The 15,356-nt window shown below is 67.7% G+C and carries 17 protein-coding genes; 10 read left to right on the top strand and 7 right to left on the bottom strand.

The features are described from left to right. Window positions 1-60 precede the first annotated feature (60 nt). The 6 genes from ACK3BB_RS16020 (at window position 61) to ACK3BB_RS15995 (ending at window position 6,405) form a co-directional block, all read left to right on the top strand. Window positions 61-1,173 carry an S-(hydroxymethyl)glutathione dehydrogenase/class III alcohol dehydrogenase gene (locus ACK3BB_RS16020; protein ID WP_428925637.1) on the top strand — a complete coding sequence of 371 codons (1,113 nt, stop codon included), beginning with the start codon at window positions 61-63 and terminating at the stop codon, window positions 1,171-1,173. A 13-nt stretch (window positions 1,174-1,186) separates the two neighbouring features. After that, complete coding sequence (locus tag ACK3BB_RS16015) at window positions 1,187-2,335, top strand: MBL fold metallo-hydrolase (RefSeq protein WP_428925636.1); 1,149 nt, start codon at window positions 1,187-1,189, stop codon at window positions 2,333-2,335. 205 nt (window positions 2,336-2,540) lie between these two features. After that, entirely contained in the window at window positions 2,541-4,340 is a 1,800-nt protein-coding gene (gene xoxF5, locus ACK3BB_RS16010) for a lanthanide-dependent methanol dehydrogenase XoxF5 (RefSeq protein WP_428925635.1), read from the top strand. A gap of 166 nt (window positions 4,341-4,506) precedes the next feature. After that, window positions 4,507-5,028, top strand: a complete 522-nt coding sequence (locus ACK3BB_RS16005; RefSeq protein WP_428925634.1) for a c-type cytochrome, methanol metabolism-related — start codon at window positions 4,507-4,509, stop codon at window positions 5,026-5,028. Window positions 5,029-5,066: 38 nt separating this feature from the next. Further along, the gene (locus ACK3BB_RS16000) at window positions 5,067-5,876 is read left to right on the top strand and encodes a substrate-binding domain-containing protein (protein WP_428928756.1); all 810 of its coding nucleotides are present in this window, start codon (window positions 5,067-5,069) and stop codon (window positions 5,874-5,876) included. Beyond that, entirely contained in the window at window positions 5,866-6,405 is a 540-nt protein-coding gene (locus tag ACK3BB_RS15995; RefSeq protein ID WP_428925633.1) for a PQQ-dependent catabolism-associated CXXCW motif protein, read from the top strand. The genes ACK3BB_RS16000 and ACK3BB_RS15995 overlap by 11 nt, the downstream gene beginning before the upstream one ends. 186 nt (window positions 6,406-6,591) lie before the next feature. Here ACK3BB_RS15995 and ACK3BB_RS15990 read toward each other — a convergent pair whose 3' ends face one another. The 7 genes from ACK3BB_RS15990 to ACK3BB_RS15960 all read right to left on the bottom strand — a co-directional run bounded on the left by ACK3BB_RS15990 (window position 6,592) and on the right by ACK3BB_RS15960 (window position 12,075). Next, entirely contained in the window at window positions 6,592-7,272 is a 681-nt protein-coding gene (locus ACK3BB_RS15990; RefSeq protein WP_428925632.1) for a hypothetical protein, read from the bottom strand. Between the two features lie 40 nt (window positions 7,273-7,312). After that, window positions 7,313-8,059 carry an ABC transporter permease gene (locus ACK3BB_RS15985; RefSeq protein ID WP_428928755.1) on the bottom strand — a complete coding sequence of 249 codons (747 nt, stop codon included), beginning with the start codon at window positions 8,057-8,059 and terminating at the stop codon, window positions 7,313-7,315. Window positions 8,060-8,100: 41 nt separating this feature from the next. Then, complete coding sequence (locus tag ACK3BB_RS15980) at window positions 8,101-8,892, bottom strand: ABC transporter ATP-binding protein (RefSeq protein WP_428925631.1); 792 nt, start codon at window positions 8,890-8,892, stop codon at window positions 8,101-8,103. A gap of 2 nt (window positions 8,893-8,894) precedes the next feature. After that, window positions 8,895-9,167, bottom strand: coding sequence for a PepSY domain-containing protein (locus ACK3BB_RS15975; protein ID WP_428925630.1), 273 nt, complete (start codon window positions 9,165-9,167; stop codon window positions 8,895-8,897). After that, window positions 9,164-9,604, bottom strand: a complete 441-nt coding sequence (locus tag ACK3BB_RS15970) for a hypothetical protein (RefSeq protein WP_428925629.1) — start codon at window positions 9,602-9,604, stop codon at window positions 9,164-9,166. The genes ACK3BB_RS15975 and ACK3BB_RS15970 overlap by 4 nt, the downstream gene beginning before the upstream one ends. A gap of 295 nt (window positions 9,605-9,899) precedes the next feature. Beyond that, the gene (locus ACK3BB_RS15965; protein WP_428925628.1) at window positions 9,900-10,859 is read right to left on the bottom strand and encodes a YVTN family beta-propeller repeat protein; all 960 of its coding nucleotides are present in this window, start codon (window positions 10,857-10,859) and stop codon (window positions 9,900-9,902) included. Next, window positions 10,849-12,075: an ABC transporter substrate-binding protein gene (locus ACK3BB_RS15960; protein ID WP_428925627.1), complete on the bottom strand. Its 1,227-nt coding sequence runs from the start codon at window positions 12,073-12,075 to the stop codon at window positions 10,849-10,851. Before ACK3BB_RS15960 ends, ACK3BB_RS15965 begins: the two co-directional genes overlap by 11 nt. A gap of 231 nt (window positions 12,076-12,306) precedes the next feature. Here ACK3BB_RS15960 and ACK3BB_RS15955 point away from each other — a divergent pair, with 231 nt between their 5' ends. Genes ACK3BB_RS15955 through ACK3BB_RS15940 form a run of 4 tightly spaced genes read left to right on the top strand, consistent with a single transcriptional unit; the run spans window position 12,307 to window position 15,317 of the window. Then, complete coding sequence (locus tag ACK3BB_RS15955) at window positions 12,307-12,876, top strand: DUF3280 domain-containing protein (protein WP_428925626.1); 570 nt, start codon at window positions 12,307-12,309, stop codon at window positions 12,874-12,876. Continuing rightward, window positions 12,873-13,856 (top strand): ABC transporter substrate-binding protein, encoded by a 984-nt coding sequence (locus ACK3BB_RS15950; protein WP_428925625.1) that lies wholly within the window; start codon window positions 12,873-12,875, stop codon window positions 13,854-13,856. The genes ACK3BB_RS15955 and ACK3BB_RS15950 overlap by 4 nt, the downstream gene beginning before the upstream one ends. Window positions 13,857-13,914: 58 nt before the next feature. Further along, the gene (locus ACK3BB_RS15945) at window positions 13,915-14,643 is read left to right on the top strand and encodes an ABC transporter permease (RefSeq protein ID WP_428925624.1); all 729 of its coding nucleotides are present in this window, start codon (window positions 13,915-13,917) and stop codon (window positions 14,641-14,643) included. Further along, window positions 14,640-15,317 (top strand): ABC transporter ATP-binding protein, encoded by a 678-nt coding sequence (locus ACK3BB_RS15940; protein ID WP_428925623.1) that lies wholly within the window; start codon window positions 14,640-14,642, stop codon window positions 15,315-15,317. Before ACK3BB_RS15945 ends, ACK3BB_RS15940 begins: the two co-directional genes overlap by 4 nt. Window positions 15,318-15,356: the final 39 nt, after the last annotated feature.

Raw genomic sequence — 15,356 nt, 5'->3', positions numbered from 1 at the left:
TGGCACCGCCGGCCGGGGGCGTTAGCGTCGCGGCCGAAGACCTATCGGAGGGACGTCAGAATGAGAACGCGCGCCGCGGTTGCCCTGGAAGCCGGCAAGCCGCTCGAAGTCATGGAAGTGAACCTGGAAGGCCCCAAGGCCGGCGAGGTTCTGGTTGAAATCAAGGCCACGGGCATCTGTCACACGGATGAATTCACCCTGTCGGGCGCCGATCCCGAAGGGCTGTTCCCGGCGATCCTGGGCCACGAGGGCGCGGGCGTGGTGCTGGAAGTCGGGCCGGGCGTGACCAGCCTGAAGCCGGGTGACCATGTCATCCCGCTCTACACGGCCGAATGCCGGGAATGCGAATATTGCCTGAACCCCAAGACCAACCTGTGCCAGAAGGTGCGCGCGACCCAGGGCCAGGGCCTGATGCCCGATGGCACCTCGCGGTTCTCGATGCTCGATGGCACGCCGATCCTGCATTACATGGGCTGTTCGACCTTTGCCAACCACACGGTCCTGCCCGAGGTGTCGCTGGCCAAGATCAACCCCGACGCGCCCTTCGACAAGGTGTGTTACATCGGCTGCGGCGTGACCACGGGCATCGGCGCGGTGATCTACACGGCCAAGGTGGAAATCGGCTCGCGGGCGGTGGTCTTTGGCCTGGGCGGCATCGGGCTGAACGTGATCCAGGGCCTGCGCCTGGCGGGCGCCGACCAGATCGTCGGTGTCGACCTGAACCCGGCCAAGGTCGAGATGGCCACGCGGTTCGGCATGACCGATTTCGTCAACCCCAAGGATGTCGAGGGCGACCTGGTCGCGCACCTGGTCGAGCTGACCAAGGGCGGGGCGGATTACACCTTTGATGCCACCGGCAACGTGGGCGTGATGCGCACGGCGCTGGAATGCGCGCACAAGGGCTGGGGCGAATCGATCATCATCGGCGTGGCGCCGGCGGGGGCGGAGATTTCCACCCGGCCGTTCCAGCTGGTGACCGGGCGGTCCTGGCGGGGCACGGCGTTCGGCGGTGCACGCGGGCGGACCGACGTGCCGAAGATCGTCGACTGGTACATGGACGGCAAGATCGAGATCGATCCGATGATCACCCACACGCTCAAGCTGGAAGACATCAACAAGGGCTTTGACCTGATGCATGCCGGCGAATCGATCCGGGCCGTCGTGGTCTATTGATCCGATGCTGCCGTTGCTGGTCCTGGCGTGCCTGACCGGCGCGCCGGGCGACTGCGAGACGGTAACGGCCGGCACCTGGCCGGACGAGGCAACATGCCAGGCGGCGGGGAGAGCGTATCTCCCCGCCGCCGGCGTTTCGAAACAGGCCTGGACCTGCGGGACCGACGGGTTCTGGCTGGCCGAGGTGGCGCCCGGGGTCTACGTGCACAAGGGCGCCCAGGCCGAGCCGGGGCCGGGCAACGGGGGCGACACGGCCAACATCGGCTTTGTCATCGGCGACGATGCGATCGCGGTGATCGACGCGGGCGGGTCGGATGCGGTGGCCGGGGCGCTGCTGGCCGGGATCCGGGCGCGCAGCGATCTGCCGGTGAGATGGCTGGTGCTGACGCATATGCATCCCGACCACGTGATGGGGGCGGGGATGATCGCCGGGCAGGGCGCGGGGGTGGTGGCTCATCCGGCCCTGGCGGCCGGTCTCGCGGCCCGCTACGCCCATTACCACGCGGCCTATGCCCGCGACATCGGGCCGGGCTGGCAGGCGGCGGAGGTGCCGCCCGAGATCCGGGCGGCGCCGGACGAGATCGACCTGGGCAACCGCGTGCTGGAGCTGCGCCGGCATGCCACGGGCCACACGTCCAACGACCTGAGCGTCTATGACCGGCGGACCGGCACATGGTTCCTGGGCGACCTGGTGTTCCTGGGACACATGCCGTCGATCGACGGCGACCTGCGCGGCTGGCAGGGCGCGATTGCCGCCGCCGGGGAGCGCCCGGCCGACCGGGTCGTGCCCGGCCATGGCCCGGTCGCCGCACCTTGGCCCGGGGCGGCCGGGCCAACGGCGGCCTATCTCGATGCGCTGGTGGCCGAGGTGCGCGCGGCGCTGGACGGGGGCGTGGCGCTGATCGACCTGCTGGGCGCCGGACCGCAGGCGACGATCACGGCGCCGGACAGGCAGGCCGGGCCGGGGGCGGGCACAGGCGCCGGCCCGGATGGCGACACGGGAACCGGCAAGGAGGGCGCTGCGGAGGCCGGCACACATGCCGGTCCCGAGGCCAGTGTGGCGGGCCAGTTTGACCCTGCGGAACCCGGCGCCTGGCTGCTGTCCGACACCTTTCATCCACGCAACCTGACAAGCGCCTATCGCGCCCTCGAATGGGAGTGAGGAACGCGGCCCTACCTAAGTCTTAGATTCTGAGATTTTCGGTTGCAACGTCGCGTCTCATCGGTTCACATCGGTATACGGGGACAGCCTGAAATCTGTCAAATCGTTGAAAATCAACGGTTAAATCCTCTGTCTCTGTCAAGACCCGCACGGATCCGCGTCAAGGAGGAATGATGCTGATCCGCGTTTCTGAATGGGAGGAACCATGAAAAAGCTTGTCGCATGCCTGCTTGCCGGCACCATGATGTCCGGCGCGGCACTTGCCAATGACAGCGTTCTGTCGCTGCAGTCCAACCCGAACGACTGGGTGCTGCAGACCGGCGATTACGCCAACACCCGCTATTCCAAGCTCAGCCAGATCAACCGCGACAACGTGGGTGACCTGCAGGTGGCCTGGACCTTCTCGACCGGCGTCCTGCGCGGCCATGAAGGCGGCCCCCTGGTCGTGGGCGACATCATGTATGTCCACACGCCCTTCCCGAACAAGGTCTACGCGCTCGACCTGAACGCCGACGGCCGGATCATCTGGAAATACGAACCCAAGCAGGACCCGGATGTCATCCCGGTCATGTGCTGCGACACGGTCAACCGTGGTCCGGCCTATGCCAATGGCATGATCTTCCTGCACCAGGCCGACACCACCGTCGTGGCGCTGGACGCCAAGACCGGGGCGGTCAAGTGGTCGGTCGTCAACGGCGACCCGTCCAAGGGCGAAACCAACACGGCCACCGTGCTGCCCGTCAAGGACAAGGTCATCGTCGGCATCTCGGGCGGTGAATTCGGCGTGCAGAGCCACGTGACCGCCTATGACATGGAAAGCGGCGAGCAGGTCTGGCGCGCCTATTCCATGGGCCCGGACGAGCAGATCCTGTTCGACCCGGAAAACACCACCGAACTGGGCAAGCCCGTGGGCGCCGACAGCTCGCTGAACACCTGGGAAGGCGATCAGTGGAAGATCGGCGGCGGGGCGACCTGGGGCTGGTATTCCTATGACCCGGAACTGGACCTGGTCTATTACGGCACCGGCAACCCCTCGACCTGGAACCCGGCGCAGCGCCCGGGCGACAACAAGTGGTCGATGACCATCATGGCGCGCAATCCCGATACCGGCGTGGCCAAGTGGGTCTACCAGATGACCCCGCATGACGAATGGGATTACGACGGCATCAACGAGATGATCCTGACGGATCAGGAAATCGACGGCGAGATGCGCCCGCTGCTGACCCATTTCGACCGCAACGGCCTGGGCTATACGCTCGACCGTGAAACCGGCGCGCTGCTGGTGGCCGAAAAGTTCGACCCGGTCGTGAACTGGACCACCGGTGTCGACATGGACCCGAATTCGGAAACCTACGGCCGCCCGGCCGTCGTGGCCGAATACTCGACCGAGCAGAACGGCGAAGACGTCAACTCGACGGGCATCTGCCCGGCGGCCCTGGGCACCAAGGACCAGCAGCCGGCGGCCTATTCGCCCAAGACGGAACTGTTCTACGTGCCGACCAACCACGTCTGCATGGACTATGAGCCGTTCCGCGTGTCCTACACCGCCGGTCAGCCCTATGTGGGCGCCACGCTGGCGATGTATCCCGCGCCCAACAGCCATGGCGGCATGGGCAACTTCATCGCCTGGGACAACATCAAGGGCGAGATCGTCTGGTCGCTGCCGGAGGAATTCTCGGTCTGGTCCGGCGCGCTGGCCACCGCGGGTGACGTGGTGTTCTACGGCACGCTCGAAGGCTACCTGAAGGCGGTCGACGCGACCACCGGCGAAGAGCTCTACCGCTTCAAGACGCCCTCGGGCATCATCGGCAACGTGATGACCTATTCCCACAAGGGCAAGCAGTACGTCGCGGTGTTCTCGGGCATCGGCGGCTGGGCCGGGATCGGCCTTGCGGCAGGCCTGGTCAATCCGAACGACGGCCTCGGCGCCGTGGGCGGATATGCCGGTCTGAGCAGCTATACCGCTCTGGGTGGCCAGATGACGGTCTTCGCCCTGCCGGATTGAGGCACGGCGCCTGATGACCTCGCGGGCGCCCGATCCGGGCGCCCGCTTTGTCTCAGATCCTGAGAAAACGACAAAAGTACTACTTCGATTGTCCGGGCGATCGGGCAGGATAGGTCTGAAAAGACACGTGATTTCCGTGCCCGAGCGCATCCCAGAAAGGAATCAGATGAAACCCATCCACCACGCTCTGTCCGCCGGCCTGGCGCTTGTCCTGACCGCCGTGCCGGTCCTGGCCCAGGATGCAGAGATCGACAACCTCACCGCCGCCTACGAGGAGGGCGGCAAGTATTTCACCGAGGATGACGTGCCGACCTACAACGTGGCCGAGGATGGCACGGTGGATTGGTATACCTTCTCGGGCTTCCGGCGCTACCATGCCGAATGCCATGTCTGCCACGGGCCCGACGGCGAAGGCTCGTCCTATGCTCCGGCGCTCAAGGACAGCGCCGTGGACATGGATTACTACGATTTCGTCTATGTCGCCGTCGAGGGCCGCAAGGTGGTCGATGCGGCCGACAACCAGGTGATGCCGGCCTTCGGGTTGAACAAGAACGTGATGTGCTACCTGGACGATATCTACATCTATCTCAAGGCGCGCGGCGCCGATGCCATCCCGCGCGGCCGGCCGGCCAAGAAGGCGGCCAAGTCCGAGCAGTTCGTCGAGGATGAAAACGCGTGCATGGGCTGATCGGTCACCTCGCGCGCAGGCTGGCCCGGCCCACGGGCCTGCTTTCCGCCGCCGCCCTGGGGCTGTGCCTCGTGGCGGCGGAGGCCGGGGCCGAGACGGATACGTCGGACCTGGTCAGCAAGGATTTCTTTCGGGTCTGTGCCGATCCGGCGAACATGCCCTTTTCCAACCAGCAGGAAGACGGGTTCGAAAACCGCATCGCCCAGCTCTTTGCCGACAAGATGGGCCGGCCGGTGCAATACACCTGGTTCCCCCAGGCCGTGGGCTTCGTGCGGCGGACCCTGGCCATCGGCAAGTGCGACGTGGTGATCGGCTTTGCCCAGGGCCACGAGCTGGTCCTGAACACCAACCATTACTACACCTCGGCCTATGCCATCGTCGTGCCGCAGGGCAGCGAGATCGCCGATGTCGACCACCTGGGCGACCCGCGCCTGCAGGGCCGGGTGCTGGGCGTGACGGCGGGCAGCCCGCCGGCCACCCACATGGCGCGCTACGGGCTGATCGGCGATGCCCGGGGCTACAAGCTGATGGTCGATCGCCGGTCGGAAAGCCCGGCCGAACAGATGCTGGCCGACCTGCAGGCCGGCGAGATCGAGGCCGCGGTGCTCTGGGGTCCGCTGGCGGGCTATTACGCGCGCGAGACCGGGGCCGAGGTCGTGGTGACCCCGCTGCTCAAGGAAGACGGCGCGCCGCGCCTGTTCTACCGGATCACCATGGGCGTGCGGCAGGGCGAGCTGAGCTGGAAGCGCGAGCTGAATTCGCTGATCCGGCGCAACCAGGACGAGATCGATGCCATCCTGACCGAATACGGCGTGCCCCTGGTCGACGAGTTCGGGCGTGCGGAGTGAAGCGGCTGTCCTGATCTGCCTCCTGGCCGGTCCGGCCCTGGCCCAGGGCGTGCCCGAGCCGCCGGGCTACAAGCTCGACGATTACCGCTCGCCCGTGCCCGACACGCTGCAAGGGGCCCAGGTGGTCGATACCCCGGCCGCCCGGGCGCTGTGGCAAGATGGCGGGGCGGTCTTTGTCGATGTCTTCCCCCGTCCGCCCCGGCCTGACAACCTGCCCGAGGGGACGCTCTGGATCGACAAGCCCCGGGCGACGATCCCCGGCGCGGCCTGGCTGCCCAACACGGGCTACGGGCGCATGCCGCCGGGGATGAATGCCTACCTCGAACAGGGGCTTGACGCGGCCACCGCCGGCGACAAGGCCGCCCCTGTGGTGTTCTTCTGCCAGATCAATTGCTGGATGTCCTGGAACGCGGCCAAGCGGGCGATGACGGAACTGGGCTATGCCCGGGTCATCTGGTATCCCGACGGGCTCGACGGCTGGAGCTTCGAGGACCTGCCCCTGGACAAGATCCAGCCCTGGGCGCCCTGATCCCCGTGGCCCGTTTGGGGGCCCTTTTCTGAAATGTTGCACCAGCTGGCTGAAGTCCGGCCGGATATTTAAGAAGAGAAAGAAGCTGCAAGCGCCGCGCTCCTGCTTCTTTCTCTTTCCAAATATCCGGCCGAACGCCTGTCTACCTTCGGTGATCTCCGGCAAGGGCGCCAATCGTGGGATGGGTCATTGACCCATCTCTGCCAGGATCAGGCGGGCGACGGCGAAGGCGCGTTTTTCCAGCAGGACGGGGCTTTCGCAGACATAGGTGATCGACCGCTGGCGGTCCTGGTAGATCCGCGTGTCCCAGTAGATCTCGTCTTCCAGGGCCTCGTAGGCATCCCAGGCGTCATTGGCATCGGTATCCTCGGCCACGGCCAGCAGGCGGGCGGCCTCTTCGCGCTTGGTGTCGATCTGTTCCGACAGGCCGCGGTGTTTCTCGGCAAAGCGGCTGATCCCGCCGATGATGCGATATCGCTCGGTGTCGATCTCCTGGAACGCCCCGGCAAACAGCCGGGTCAGGCGTTCGTCACGGGTTTCGGTCTCGGTGGCCTCCAGCCCGGCCAGCAGCGGCGCGATCCGGTCCAGCGACACGCCCCGGGCGGTCAGCAGGGGCACCAGCTCGGCCAGCTGGGCATCCTGGCGCCAGGCCGCCGTTTCGGGCAGGGCCGGGCCGGTCCACATCTGGCCCCAGGACATGTGTTCGACCTTGCGCTGCACGCAGGGCCAGTTTTCGTCGCCGAAGGCCCGGGCCGGGCCGGCAGGGGCCAGGCCCAGGCCCAGAAACAGCCCCAGAACCAGCCGCGGCACAAGGGTGAGTGTCGGGCGGCGGGCCGCAAGGCCGGGGATCGCATGTCTGGATGTCATCTGTCTTGTCCTCCCTCGGGCGCACCGGCGCCCGGTCCTGTCATCGCCGCTTGCTCATCAGCCCGCGCGACGGGTTGTAGGCCCAGAGCGCCGCGCCCAGGAACAGGGCGCCGGTGGCCACCACCACGGCCAGGGCCAGCCAGTTGATCTGAAGATAGAGCGCAAAGCGGATCAGTTCCACGCAATGGGTAAACGGATTGAGCTGGCCGATCTGCCACAGCAGCACCGAGCCTTCGCGCACCCGCCAGAGCGGGTAGAGCGCCGACGAGGCGAAGAACATCGGGAAGATCACGAAATTCATCACCCCGGCGAAATTCTCCAGCTGTTTCACCGCCGACGAGATGAACAGCCCGATCGCCCCCAGCACGATGCCCGACAGGACCAGCGCCGGGGCCGCGGCCAGGTAGCCGGCCCAGGGCGGATCCACCCCCCAGATCCGGGCGATCAGCAGGAAGGCATAGACCTGCAGCAGCGACACCATGACCGAGGCCAGCAGCTTGGCCGACAGCAGGAAGCCGCGCGGGTAGGGGCTGACCAGCAGGGTGCGCATGGCCCCGGTCTCGCGGTCATAGACCATCGACAGCGAGGATTGCATGCCGTTGAACAGCTGGATCATGCCGCAGAGCCCGGGCACGACATAGACCTCGTAATGCACGTAGGTCACGTAGGGCGGCGTGATCGACAGGCCCAGCACGGCGCGAAAGCCCGCGGCAAAGATGAATAGCCAGACCAGCGGGCGCACCAGCGCGGCGAAGAACCGTTCGCGCTGCTGGACAAAGCGCAGCATCTCGCGCCAGAAAATCCCGCGCAGGCAGATCCACCAGCCGGTCACGCGGGTATCTCGGCCGTGTCAGGCGGGGCGGGCGTGGCGGCATCGGGGCCGGTCATGGCCAGGAAGGCCTGTTGCAGCGTGCCGTCCCCGGCCAGCGCCCGGGCGGTGTCGCGGGCCAGCACCCGGCCGCGATGCAGCACGACCACAGGGTCGTCGGGCCAGATCTCGTCGATCAGGTGGGTCGTCCAGAGCACGCCGGTACCATCCTCGGCGGCCAGCCGGTGCACATCGGCCACGATATCGGCCCGCGACTGGACATCCAGCCCGACAGTGGCCTCGTCGCACAGCAGCAGCCGGGGCCCGTGCAGCAGGGCGCGGGCGATTTCCACCCGGCGCAGCTGGCCGCCCGACAGCCGGCCGACCTTGTCGCCGGCCCGGTCCGCCATGTGGATGCGATCGAGCAGGGCCATCATGCGCGGCTCGACCCGTGCCCAGGGCAGGCCATGCAGGGCGCCCTGGTAGCGAAAGTTCTGGGCCACGCTCAGCGAGACATCCAGCGCCCGGGTCTGGAACACCACGCCGGTCGCGGCCAGCGCCGCGCGGGGCGCGCTGTCGACCGGATGGCCGCAGATCGAGATCCGGCCCCGGCGGGTGGTGAACAGCCGGGTGACCAGGTTGAACAGCGTCGACTTGCCCGCGCCATTCACGCCCAGCAGGGCAACAAAGCGCCCGCGCGGCACGTCGAGCGACACGTCGTCCAGCGCCGTGCGCGGGCCGTAGGAATGGCTGACGCCCGCAACCGAAAGGGCGGGCGCCTGCGCATCGGGTGACAGGTCGGACGCGGCCAAGGTTATTCCTTGCGCTTCTCGACGACCTCGAACTGCTTGTTCAGCTCGATGTCGTACTGGCCATCGGCGCAGAAGACATCGTCCAGCTCGTAGCCTTCGTCCTCGATCTCGATGTCGTCGGGATCCATTTCGCATTCCAGGTTGTCGAGCACGTCGAGGATGGCTTCCATCTCGGCTTCGCTGGGCATCTCGTCGGCCAGGACGGGGGCAGGCAGGGCCAGAACCGCGCCAAGGGCGGCGGCCAGGGCCAGGGCAGAGGCAGGTTTACGGGTCATTGGATCGAAATCTCCACACGTTGACTGTCGCCGGTCGAGCCCGGGATCTTGAGCTCGTAGCGGCCGGGCTTGATGGCAATGAAGGTGAACCTGATGGTACCTTCATCATCGAATTCGAAACTGTCCAGCGCCATCGGCCGGATTTCGAGATCGTTGATGACAACCTCGTTGATCCAGATCGCGCGGAAGAACTCGGGGCCGACAAGGGCCAGCTCCTGGCTGCCGTCGGCTTCGATGTACATCGTGTAATAGACCCCGGATTTCAGGGCCATGGGACCTTCGGACAGCGGCTGGCCGGCCGAGAGCGTCACGCGGGGCAGTTCCTCGCGGTTGCACTTGGCCAACAGGCCGGCAAAGCCCAGGTTGTCGCACAGCGGGGCGGCGGCAAGCGGGCCGGCCACAAGGGCAAGGGCCGCGGCGGCAATCAGGTGTTTCATTCTCTCCTCCCTGGAGTTTCGGTGCAGCCCCGGGGCGGGGCCAGGTGTGGGGTCATCCTTGTGGCCCGGCTTGGGGGCCATGTCTCAATGCCCTGTGCCGGGGCGGTACGGCGTCGGGCGGTCGTTGGTCCGGCGATGGTCCGGCCCGGGCTGTCCGTATGGCGGTGACCCGGTTCCGCCTGTCAGCCGGGCGATCCAGCTCGGTTCGTCATCCGGGCGTTGATCCGGCCCCGCCCGGCATCAGGGCATTGTTCCAACTCTGCCCGTCGGTCTGGCCAGGACCCGTTTCCGCCCGTCAATCGGGCGAGACAACCACGCCCCAGGGCTGTTCGCCCACGGGGATCGACTTGATCACCTTGCGCGCGGCAACGTCGATGACCGACACGTCGTTGGAATTGCCATTGGTCGTGAACAGGTATTTCTCGTCGGGCGTGAACCCCAGCTGCCAGACCCGCTGGCCGACCAGCAGGTAATCGACCACCTCGTCGGTCTCGCCGTCGATCACCGCCACCCGGTTGGCCGGGCCAAGCGCCACGAAGACCGTCTTGCCATCGCCGGTCACCCGCACGCCGACCGGCTGCAGCGCCTCGGGCACGATGCCCGGCACTTCGAAACCGATCTTCTTGGTGATGTCGCCGCTGGCCGGGTCGATCACGCTGACCGTGCCGCCGATCTCGGCCGAGACATACAGCTTGGCCCCGTCATCGGTGAACTGGGCAAAGCGCGGCCGGCTGTCGACCAGCGTGTTGATGTCCAGCTCGTAGGTCTCGGTGTTGATGAAATGGGCCATGTTGGTCGTTTCCGACGTGTTGACCACGTATTTGCCGTCGGGCGACACGCCCATGCCCTCGGGTTCGACACCCACCGGGATCTCGGCCAGCACGCTGTGCTTTTCGACATCGACCACGGTGACGATGTTGTCGTCCTCGTTGGCGATGTAAAGCGGATTGCCCGAGGGATGCAGCACGAACAATTCCGGGTCCGGCCCGGAGGGCAGGGTGTGCAGCAGCTCCATCGTCTTGGGGTCGTAGACCTCGACCGTGTCGTCATCGGAGGCGCAGAGGTACAGCTCGTGGCCCGAGGGCGAAATGGTGATGCCCCGGGGGCGCTGGCCGGTGTCGATCGTGCGCAGCACTTCGAGCGTGTCGGTGTCGATCAGGGTGACCGAATTGCCCCGTTCGTTGGACACGTAGGCAATGTTGGCCAGGGCGGGGCCGGCGGCGAAAAGCGCGGGCAGGAGATACTTAATCGGCAAGGGAACACTCCGTTTCGGGTTCGTCGTAGCCCAGCGTGTCAAGCTGCGTGCGCTGGTGCAGGAATTCGTCCTGCGGCGAGACCGAGACGACCAACGGCCCGTCGGCCAGCATGATCCCCTGGCGCAATTGCTGGTTCCACGGCCGGAACGACAGGGGCAGGCCCTTGAAGCCGGGGATCTCGAAATCGTCCGAGCGCAGGTAGGCCCGGATGGTGTCGGGCGCGGCGCTGTCGGTGCGGGTGACGGCCTCGCCGATGACGCGCAGGGCCAGCCAGGCCAGGTAATCGGGGCCGGTCATGTGGCGGTTGGCATGTTTCTCGAACCGGGTCTGCAACTGGGCACCGCCCCAGGCCTCGGACCCGGCGTGCCAGTCGCGGGCGCGCAGCCCGGCATCGCCGGCGACCGGCCGGGCATCCCAGGTGCGATAGGGCAGGTAAAGGCCAAAGACCTCGTTCTCGTCCGCCGCGATGACCACGTCGTGGCGCTTGGCATTCTGGGTGAAGACCGGGATCTGGCGTTGCACCAGCACGTGCCCGCTGTCGCTGCTGCGCGCGCCGCCGGTGTCCTCGAAGACCCGCTCTTCGGTGATGTCGGCACCGAACTTGCGCGCGGCCCGGCGATAGGCCTCGGCCATGGCGATGTCTTCGGGGTGCGAGCCATGGATCAGGAACCAGCGGGTCCATTTTTTCCAGACAAGGTACTGCGCCAGGGCATCGGCCTTCATCGCCCGGCTGGGCGCGACATGGAACAGGTTGGGCCGGCATTCGGCCAGGCGCAGGCTGTCGTCGGTGGCCCGGATGTTGAAGACCAGCGCCTCGGGCACGGCCCCGGCGATATCGCCCAGGAGCGGGGCATCGGCGGCCACGGCGAAGAAATCGATGCCCTGGGCCCGGGCCTCGGCCACGGCGGCCACGGCGTCGTCGGGAGCGGTGGGGATGACCGTCAGCTCGTAGGTCTGGTTCAGGAAACGGCCGGTCGTGGAATTGTCGGCAATGGCCACCTCGGCCCCGGCGATGGCCTGGTCGTCGGCCGGATCTTCCAGCCGCGACAGGGGGATGGGCGCGTCGTCATCGCGGACCAGCACCAGCCCGATGCGGGCATTGGCCTCGGCCCGGGCCATGCCCGTTCCGCCGAACCCGACCCCGCCCAGGCCGATCCCGCCGGCAAGCGTACAGACGAAGGCCGCGCGAACGGCCCGCGTGATGCTACGGCGCATGAACTCCCCCTCTGCCACTGGTGGCATGATCTACTCCCACCATCGATCAAGCCGGGCGCCGGCCGTTCCGTCAACCCGGGGCGAAACCCGTGGCCGGGCGCTCTCACATTCTGAGAGCGGGTCTTAGACCAAAGTAGGATTTTCCCGACGGGCTAGGATCTTAGCCCCGTTTCGGTCTATGCTGCGCGCGGTGGGCCGACCGGGCGGCCTGCCTGGACCGTGGGGAGCGGCATGCACAGACGCAAGCTTGTGGGACTGGCCCTGGCGGGGCTGGCATCAGCGGCCGGTGTGGCCATGGCACCGGGTCGGGCGGCGCGGGCGGGCACGACGAATACCGCGGGCGATACCGCGGATACCGTGCCCTCGGGTGCCGCGCAGGCGTCACCGGCAAGCGTGGCCTTTTTCGGCATCACGCTGATCAACACCAGCCTCGAAGCGGTGACACCCGCCGAAGAAGCCCGGCGCCGGGCGGCCGAGGACCAGATCGTCGCGGCCATGACCGACAGCGGCCGGTTCACCTTTGTCGATACCGCGCCGGTCGCCGGGCGGGCCGATCTCTTTGCCAATCTCGCCCAGTGCAACGGCTGCGACAGCGGCTTTGCCCGTGACCTGGGCGCCGACCTGGCCATGACCGGCGAATTCCAGAAGACCTCGAACCTGATCCTGTCCTTCACGCTCTACCTGCGCGACGCGCAGAGCGGTGCGCTGATCGGTGGCGGATCGGCCGACATTCGTGGCAATACCGATGACAGCTGGCGCCGCGGGGTCAGCTATATCCTCAGAAACAGGATCCTGAAATGAAACGCTTTCTGCTGTCCGCCTGCGCCGCCCTTGCGCTGTCGCTGCCGGCCGTTCCGGCGGCCGCCCAGGACCTGCCGGTCCTGCGCATCGCCGTGCTCAAGTTCGGCACGGTCAACTGGCTGATGGAGACGATCACGGCCAACGGTTTCGACACGGCCAACGGCTTTCGCCTGGACACCGTGCCGCTGGCCGGCGGAGCGGCCACCTCGGTGGCCTTCCGGTCGGGCGATGTCGACATGATCGTCGATGACTGGGTCTGGGCTCTGTATCAGCGCGACCGGGGCGTGCCGATCGAATTCGTGCCCTATTCCAACACGCTGGGCGCGCTGATGGCCCGGCCGGGGATCGAGACGATCTGCGATCTCAAGGGCAAGTCGGTCGGTGTGGTCGGCGGCGAGACCGACAAGAGCTGGTTGATCCTGCAGGCCCTGGCCACGCGCGATTGCGGTTTCGACATCACCCGCGAGGCCAAGGTGCTGTTCGGCGCGCCGCCGCTGATGTCGCAGCAGCTGGAAAGCGGAGCGGTGGATGCGGTGTCGACCTATTGGCATTTCGCGGCCAAGCTCGAGGCCATCGGCATGCCCCGCCTGGTGGGCGTGCAGGAGGCCATGGTCGAGCTGGGCATCGACCCGGCCCCGCCGATGATCGGCTTTGTCTGGGACAGCGCGCGCAGCGACGGTGACACCGTGGCGGGCATGTTGCGCGCGGCCGAGGCCGGGCGGGCGGCGCTGGCCGATGACGCGGCCTGGGAGGCACTGCGCCCGATGATGCGGGTCAAGGATGACGCCGAGTTCATCGCCCTGCGCGAAGCCTTCCAGGCCGGTCGCCCCGGGCCCTGGACCGATGCCGAGACCGACGCCGCGCGGGCGCTCTATGACCTGCTGACCGAGCTGGGCGGCGAAGGCTTCCGGGCCGAGGCCGGGCCTTTCGATCCGGGCGTGTTCAACGATCCCACGGCTGCCACGCCGGATGCCGGCTGATCCCGCGCCCCGGGGCGGCGCGCGCCCCGGGCACGGCGGCACGGTTCCGGGGCGGGCGGTGCCCTGGCCGCTGGTCTCGCTGGGTCTGCTGCTGGTGGCCTGGGCCCTGGTGGCCATGGTGATGCAATCGGATCTGCTGCCCGGGCCGGGCGCGGTCTGGCAGGCTTTCGAGCGGGAATGGCGGCTGGGCTACATGGCCGACATGGGCGCCACGCTGGGCCGGGTGGCCGCGGCCTTTGCCCTGGCCATGACGCTGGGCTCGGCGCTGGGGATCTGGCTGGGCATGACGCCCGGGGCCGACCGGCTGCTGTGGTCCTGGGTGATCTTCTTCCTCAACGTCCCGGCTCTGGTCACCATCGTGCTCTGCTACGTCTGGTTCGGCCTGACCGAAACCGCCGCCGTGACGGCCGTGGCCATCAACAAGATCCCCAACGTCGCGGCCACCCTGCGCGAAGGCGCCCGGGCGCTGTCGACCGACCTGGACGAAATGGCCCGGGTCTATCGCCTGCCGCGCCGCGACCGGCTGCGCCATGTCGTGCTGCCCCAGCTGGCGCCCTTCTTCGCCGCCGCCGCCCGGGGCGGGCTGGCCCTGGTCTGGAAGATCGTGCTGGTCGTCGAGCTGCTGGGCCGGCCCAACGGCGTGGGCTTTGAAATCCATTCCCAGTTCCAGCTCTTCGACGTTGCCGGCATCCTGGCCTATGCGCTGGGATTCATCCTGGTCGTGCAGGCCATCGAATGGCTGGTCCTGGCGCCCTGGGAACGGGCCACCCGCCGGTGGCGCCGATGAGCGGGCTTGATGTCGCCCTGCAGGGCAAGGCCTTTGCCGGCCGGGCGGTGCTCGGCCCCATCGCCTTCCGCCTGGCGCCGGGCGAACGGGCCTGCCTGCTGGGCCCCTCGGGTATCGGCAAGAGCACCCTGCTGTCGCTGATTGCCGGGCTGGATGACGATTACGACGGGCGCATCGATCCCGGGGCAGGGCGGCTGGCCATGGTCTTCCAGGCCCCGCGCCTGCTGCCCTGGCGCACGCTGGCCCGCAACATTGCCCTGGTGCCCGGGGCCGGGGGCATGGACCGCGCCCGCGCCCTGCTGGCCCGGGCCGGGCTGGCCGAGGCCGCCGATCACTATCCCGAAAAGGTCTCGCTGGGCATGCAGCGCCGTGCCGCGCTCTGCCGCGCGCTGGCCGTCGATCCGGGCCTGATCCTGCTCGACGAACCGCTGGTCTCGCTCGATCCCCGGGCCGCGGACCAGATGCGCGCCCTGCTGCGCGACAGCCTCGACCAGACCGGCGCCGCCGCCCTGCTGACCACCCATGACCGGCGCGAGGCCCTGTCGCTCTGCGACCGCATCCTGGAGATCGACGGCAGCCCGGCCCGGCTGGTGCGCGACCGGCCCTCGCCGCTGTCGCGCCGTGACCGGCTGGATCCCGACCGTGTCGAAGCCGCCCTGCGCGCGATGTTCTGAGACCGGCGCCGGGGTGGGGCGCAGGTCCCCTGCTTCTTC

Source organism: Marinibacterium sp. SX1, assembly GCF_050389775.1.
In the GTDB taxonomy this organism is placed as follows: Bacteria; Pseudomonadota; Alphaproteobacteria; order Rhodobacterales; family Rhodobacteraceae; genus Marinibacterium.
This window is presented reverse-complemented; position numbering and strand designations above follow the sequence as displayed.

Excerpts from the sequence above, each read along its gene's own strand:
- ACK3BB_RS16020 (WP_428925637.1), top strand. The coding sequence starts at position 61 with ATGAGAACGCGCGCCGCGGTTGCCCTGGAAGCCGGCAAGCCGCTCGAA.
- xoxF5 (WP_428925635.1), top strand. The coding sequence starts at position 2,541 with ATGAAAAAGCTTGTCGCATGCCTGCTTGCCGGCACCATGATGTCCGGC.
- ACK3BB_RS16005 (WP_428925634.1), top strand. The coding sequence starts at position 4,507 with ATGAAACCCATCCACCACGCTCTGTCCGCCGGCCTGGCGCTTGTCCTG.
- ACK3BB_RS15990 (WP_428925632.1), bottom strand. The coding sequence starts at position 7,272 with ATGACATCCAGACATGCGATCCCCGGCCTTGCGGCCCGCCGCCCGACA.
- ACK3BB_RS15985 (WP_428928755.1), bottom strand. The coding sequence starts at position 8,059 with ATGCTGCGCTTTGTCCAGCAGCGCGAACGGTTCTTCGCCGCGCTGGTG.
- ACK3BB_RS15975 (WP_428925630.1), bottom strand. The coding sequence starts at position 9,167 with ATGACCCGTAAACCTGCCTCTGCCCTGGCCCTGGCCGCCGCCCTTGGC.
- ACK3BB_RS15970 (WP_428925629.1), bottom strand. The coding sequence starts at position 9,604 with ATGAAACACCTGATTGCCGCCGCGGCCCTTGCCCTTGTGGCCGGCCCG.
- ACK3BB_RS15960 (WP_428925627.1), bottom strand. The coding sequence starts at position 12,075 with ATGCGCCGTAGCATCACGCGGGCCGTTCGCGCGGCCTTCGTCTGTACG.
- ACK3BB_RS15955 (WP_428925626.1), top strand. The coding sequence starts at position 12,307 with ATGCACAGACGCAAGCTTGTGGGACTGGCCCTGGCGGGGCTGGCATCA.
- ACK3BB_RS15950 (WP_428925625.1), top strand. The coding sequence starts at position 12,873 with ATGAAACGCTTTCTGCTGTCCGCCTGCGCCGCCCTTGCGCTGTCGCTG.
- ACK3BB_RS15940 (WP_428925623.1), top strand. The coding sequence starts at position 14,640 with ATGAGCGGGCTTGATGTCGCCCTGCAGGGCAAGGCCTTTGCCGGCCGG.